6 protein-coding genes are annotated in these 5,269 nt (G+C 40.5%); 3 read left to right on the forward strand and 3 right to left on the reverse strand.

Features of this window, described 5'->3' with window-relative positions; all coding sequences use genetic code 11:
- The first annotated feature begins 79 nt into the window (after positions 1-79).
- Positions 80-589, forward strand: coding sequence for a hypothetical protein (locus AB4Z17_RS31770; RefSeq protein WP_441907637.1), 510 nt, complete (start codon positions 80-82; stop codon positions 587-589).
- 131 nt (positions 590-720) lie between these two features.
- On the opposite strand, the gene AB4Z17_RS31775 is transcribed toward AB4Z17_RS31770, so the two are convergent.
- Positions 721-1,545 carry an alpha/beta fold hydrolase gene (locus tag AB4Z17_RS31775; RefSeq protein ID WP_441907638.1) on the reverse strand — a complete coding sequence of 275 codons (825 nt, stop codon included), beginning with the start codon at positions 1,543-1,545 and terminating at the stop codon, positions 721-723.
- Positions 1,546-1,644: 99 nt separating this feature from the next.
- Entirely contained in the window at positions 1,645-2,547 is a 903-nt protein-coding gene (locus AB4Z17_RS31780) for a YihY/virulence factor BrkB family protein (protein ID WP_441964292.1), read from the reverse strand.
- Between the two features lie 152 nt (positions 2,548-2,699).
- On the opposite strand from AB4Z17_RS31780, the gene AB4Z17_RS31785 reads away from it, so the two are divergent.
- Positions 2,700-3,107: a TerB family tellurite resistance protein gene (locus tag AB4Z17_RS31785; RefSeq protein ID WP_430059109.1), complete on the forward strand. Its 408-nt coding sequence runs from the start codon at positions 2,700-2,702 to the stop codon at positions 3,105-3,107.
- Between the two features lie 86 nt (positions 3,108-3,193).
- Here the strand turns inward: AB4Z17_RS31785 and modA are convergent, their stop codons facing one another.
- Entirely contained in the window at positions 3,194-4,036 is an 843-nt protein-coding gene (gene modA / locus AB4Z17_RS31790; protein ID WP_441964294.1) for a molybdate ABC transporter substrate-binding protein, read from the reverse strand.
- Positions 4,037-4,194: 158 nt separating this feature from the next.
- Here modA and AB4Z17_RS31795 point away from each other — a divergent pair, with 158 nt between their 5' ends.
- Positions 4,195-5,145, forward strand: a complete 951-nt coding sequence (locus tag AB4Z17_RS31795; RefSeq protein WP_441964296.1) for a substrate-binding domain-containing protein — start codon at positions 4,195-4,197, stop codon at positions 5,143-5,145.
- The last annotated feature ends 124 nt before the right edge of the window (positions 5,146-5,269 follow it).

Here is a 5,269-nt window from a genome sequence, read left to right on the forward strand (position 1 = left end):
CTTTCTGCACCCCCATTTCGTTATATTGTATAAGTAAGCCGAATAAGAATATATACCATATAGAAGGAGCGTCTGCGCTATGAAAAAATATGTATTGATCGCAACTGTTGCGATAGCTTGTCTCACGGCCTTTAGCTTTGCGCCGGCGGGAGGCCGTGAATATACACCGGTAGAACAAACACCGGATATGATAACTGGCTACGTTGCAATGACAAAAGGGGAAAATAATCATTACACATTATCTATCGACCAAATCGATTGGTACGAGGGTGATGCAGCGACAAAGATTTTCCTTGAGCGTGAAAAGGATTCTGGGCTAGATGCCCCGCCAGATGGTTATTACATTGAGAATGATGATGAAACCTTGCGTGACTTACCGATAGCCGATAACGCTGAGGTGCTTATGCAAATCTATAATCGAACGGGCAATATTAATGATGCAGATATTGTTTGGAATGAACCGATTTCAGTTAAAAAGTTTATTGAACTCATCAATACGGAAGACGACTTCGATATGAAGAGCTTTCCTTATCATATGACGATCAAGAACGGGGAAATCGTACGCATCGTCCAGCAATTCGTTCCTTAAATAACCTTTTACAATTATGAGAGAAAGCAACACAACAAGCGCGTGCCGATATTAAATCGGCACGCGCTTTTTATGTTTCACTTGATGCTTTTGAAATAACTTTTATATTTTCTTCATTCTGATTTATCCGTTTAATCTCGTCCAGCTTCATAAATACGATGAGCAAGCATCTCAGGATGCGTCTTTGCTGTTGACATATGATCGCCATGACCTTGGATATATCGGAACAAGCCAAGTCGATTGGACATATGCGGATGCCATCCATATTCGCTGTTGTACTGTGGAAGAACATTATCCTCCGTTAAGAAAATATAACTTTTCGGCATATTCAAGCTATAAAATACTTTAAGATCGAGTTTTTCGTAAAAAGGTTTTGCTGGTTCTGGACTTACCATACTGTACATTTTCTCCGCTAAGCCGAGGCTTGCCAAATTAACAAATGTTTCACGAAACAGCGAAAATGGCAGCATGATCGTATCATCCTTCGAGTTTTCCCTAAGCTGCTGGAAACTAGCTTTTACTGGGGCTGGGAATTCATCGGCGACCATTTCACCGTCGTTTAATACAAAAGCATCCAAAAATACGAGCCTCCTAATACGCTCTGGAATGAGCTCTGCAACCTTTTGGATGACGGAGCCTCCGAAGCTGTGACCCACAAGTATGATTTGCTGAAGATTTCTTGACGCAATAGAAGCAGCTACAGAATGACTTATCATTTCATGAGTGACGTTTTTATTAGGATCTGCACCATGCCCAGGATATTCAGGCGCGAACACGGTATGGCCCATACTGGTTAATTCATAACCGATGCCATTCCAAAAGCTCGCATCCGCCCAGGAGCCATGAACGAGAACAAAAGTGAGCGGCTGTTCGCTCTGCATCAATCTTACACTGGTTGCGAAAACATCCGAGTATGGATATGCGTAGTTAATCGTGTTTTGCTCAATTTGATACATGCAGCATTACTCCTCAAAATCAGATTATTCAGCATATGCCTATAATCCATTTAAGGTTAATAATCGCCCAGTATCTGTACAAGGCTGCAAAATTACCACTTATGTTATCGTTTTAATATCCTTATTCTGATTAAGCGGAATGCGAAAGCTATGTCTAGCTGAGTTATTGGGTGGAATTATGCTTTTTGCTGATGCGAGCGTAGCATTGATTTCACCGCCAAGCATGATGAGGATAGAGCTAATGTAGAGCCAAATCAACAGGATGATTACTCCGCCAAGACTGCCGTATGTTTTCGAATAGTTGCCAAAATTGTTCATATAAAACTGAAAAACAAGCGAAGTCGCAATCCAACCAAACGTTGCAAATAAAGCACCTGGCACAGCTTCTTTTAAGCTCAGCCTTCTGTTAGGAACAATCCAATAAAGCAAGGAAAAGGCGGCTGTCATTGCGGAAATTGGTATTACATACTTCAATACATTCCAAATCCATTCGAATCCATTTGGATAATCAAGCCACTTAAATAAGTATTCGCCAATAGCTTTACCGAAAATAAGCGTAACCATGACCAAAACAATAACGACGACTAAAAAAATGGTTGATAGCAGCGAAATACCGCGTACCTTCCAAAACGGCCGCTTTTCCTCAACATCGTACGCTTTGTTCAACCCTTTCAAAATCGCATTAATACCGTTTGAAGCAGACCAAATGGTTGCAATCATACCGAATGACAGCAGTGTTCCGCTGCTGTTATCTACAACTTCAGCAAGAATTCCGCTAATTGTATCACTTGCCTCTGCAGGTAGAAGGCGAATAAACTCTGCGATCACGCTATCGCCAGACATTTCGATAAAGCTAAGCAAACTGACCATAAATATAAGAAAGGGGAAAAACGATAAGATCAAATAATACGTCAGCTGTGCGCCAAGCGCAGGCACATCATCCTCACGAAAACGGCTGTATAAGCATTTTATAAATTGCATCGTGTTGAATTTTTGTTTCATGAAGACCACCATCCTTTTGAAATAAAACTAAACAAAATAGAAGGCTACAAAACATTTAATGAAATAGAAAAGATAAGCAGCAAGTAGGAAATAGTCAAATCATGTCGAAWAAGAGTATGAGTAAATATTTTCGAATGAAGGGAGTGGACCTTATGTTTTTACATTTTCTACAAACCAAGGAGCAAAAAGAAGCATTTCTCGAATTAGCACATCTTGCAGCAAATGCTGATGGGTTCATTCACAAGAAAGAACAAGGATTTCTTCAATCGTATATGCAAGAGATGGATATGCAGCAAGCCGTAATAAGCTTTTCATCCGAAAAGCAGTTAGCAGATATACTAGGAAATATTAATGATGATCATGTAAAAAAAATCTTTTTCGCAGAAATTCTGCTTCTCATATTCGCTGACGGCGACTACAATGACGATGAAAAAGAGTTAACAAAGGATATGAAAGAGCTTCTTAATCTAGACGAAGAAACTTGTGAATCCATTAAAAACTGGGTTATTCGTATGGATCAGCTCAAAATTGAAGGCCTTAAGCTTATTTTAAACCCCTAATAAAATAGCAGACATAAGCAAAAAACCTCCGTTCTTCCCAGTGGAAGAATAGAGGTTTTTTTAAGTACTGCTTTTTCTTACATGCATTATGGCTTCGAAAAACCGAATTTTTCAAACACAGCCATTGCCTCTGCCGTTTGAAGATAATCATAAAATTGCTTCGATTCTGGAAGATGCTTTGTTGCTGTAACGATACCAATCGGATAGGTGATCGGCGTGTATGTTGCAGGATCAACGGTAAGGACAATATTGACTTTATCTGATGTTAAAGCGTCAGTCTTATAAACAAAACCCGCGTCTGCATTGCCTGTTTCAACGTACTGAAGAACCTGACGGACATCCTTCGCTTGAACAACCTTCGGTTGCAAGCTATCCCATAGCTTTGCTTGTTCCAAGGCTTCTTTCGTATAGCTTCCAGCCGGTACGCTCTCTGGGATGCCAATTGCAATCGTTTTGACATCAGCGTTCAACAGATCATTAACCTTTGCAAGCTGCGTTTTTGACGTTTTTGAAGTGACGAGCACGAGACCATTAGAGAGGAGATTGGTTTGGCTATCCTCAGCAATCAGCTTCGCATCTACTAGTGACTTCATGTTTTTGGAAGCAGCTGAGAGGAAAAGGTCCGCAGGCGCACCATTTTCAATCTGCTTCTGAAGAGCGCCTGAAGCGCCAAAGTTAAAATTCAGTTTTACATTAGGGTGAATTACCTTAAATTGTGTTTCAATTTCCTTTAACGTATCCGTTAAGCTTGCAGCTGCCGAAATCGTTAAATCAACATTTTCAGCAGGTGTTTCCGTGCTAATTGCTGTTACTTCTGGTTGATTGGTGGAGCTTGGTTGATTCGTTTGATTCGAACCACAGGCCGTTACAACGACCATAAACATAACCAAATACAATAAAACATAGCTTTTTTTAAGAAAATTAATCATTTAATACCCTCTTTCGTTATGTTTAGATATAAATAGATATAATCCATTTTCCGATTATAAGGTGAAGGAAATAGATTTGTAAAGCGAATCACCACAGTATTTCCGTTGTTTATGCTACAATAATGATTACTGCATACAATCCTTAAGAGGTGATTAACATATCTGAAAATATTTCCTATACGACAGAGGAAATCTCTAAGCTGCTCAAAATATCCAAATTAACCGTTTATGATCTTATCAAAAAAGGGGATTTGGCCTCATACCGAGTAGGTAAACAAATGAGAGTGGACGCTTCTGATTTAGAAGCCTATAAGCAGCGCTCGAAGGGGAACCAGCAAARCTTGCGTGACGCTTTAATTGTTCAACCAGATGCTGCAAGCACAGCACGCCAAAGCCTTGGGGCTCGCTCCATTGTCATCACAGGACAAGACATCAGCCTCGACATACTCGGAAGGCATATTGAGAAATATACACACGCACTGCGCCCACTGCGGTCTAATGCCGGCAGTCTAGATAGTTTGATCTCCATGTACAATGGGCAATCCGATGTCGTAAGCACCCATCTGTTAGACGGCGATACGGGCGAATACAATATTCCGTACATACGTAAGCTGCTCGTCGGTTCGTCATACGTTGTTATTAATCTGCTATCTAGGAAAGCTGGGCTATTTGTCCAAAAAGGGAATCCGCGAAACCTAAAAGGATGGAGCGATCTTGTTCAGCCGGACTTACGTATTATTAATAGAGAAAAAGGCTCCGGGGCTCGTGTATTGTTAGATGAACAGCTTCGATTGCATCGTATTTCGGCACGCGAGCTTCTCGGCTATGAGGACGAACTCACAAATCATCTAGGCGTTGCAGCCAAAGTGGCGGGTGGCGAGGCAGATGTTGGAGTTGGGATAGAAAAAGCAGCAGCGATCGTAAACGGAGTGGACTTTATTCCTTTAGTTAGTGAACGTTATGATCTTGTCATTATGAAAAATTCGGAGAATAGCGATCTCATTAACTTGATTATCGAAATTTTGAAGTCCGCTTCATTTCAACAGGAGCTTGCAGCTATTTCCGGCTATGACTTATCACAGACAGGAAATGTTCTTTATGAATGTTAATGCAGATTTCACCTTTCAAATGAATCCCATTATAATGCGCAAGGATGGATGGAGATGAAACTTCCCATTTTGAATGAAGTGTTGATTAAACGAATACAGCAATCAGAAATGGAATATCTTACAT

Origin of the sequence: Paenibacillus sp. TAF43_2, from assembly GCF_052113545.1 — a bacterium.
Classification (GTDB): domain Bacteria; phylum Bacillota; class Bacilli; order Paenibacillales; family Paenibacillaceae; genus Pristimantibacillus.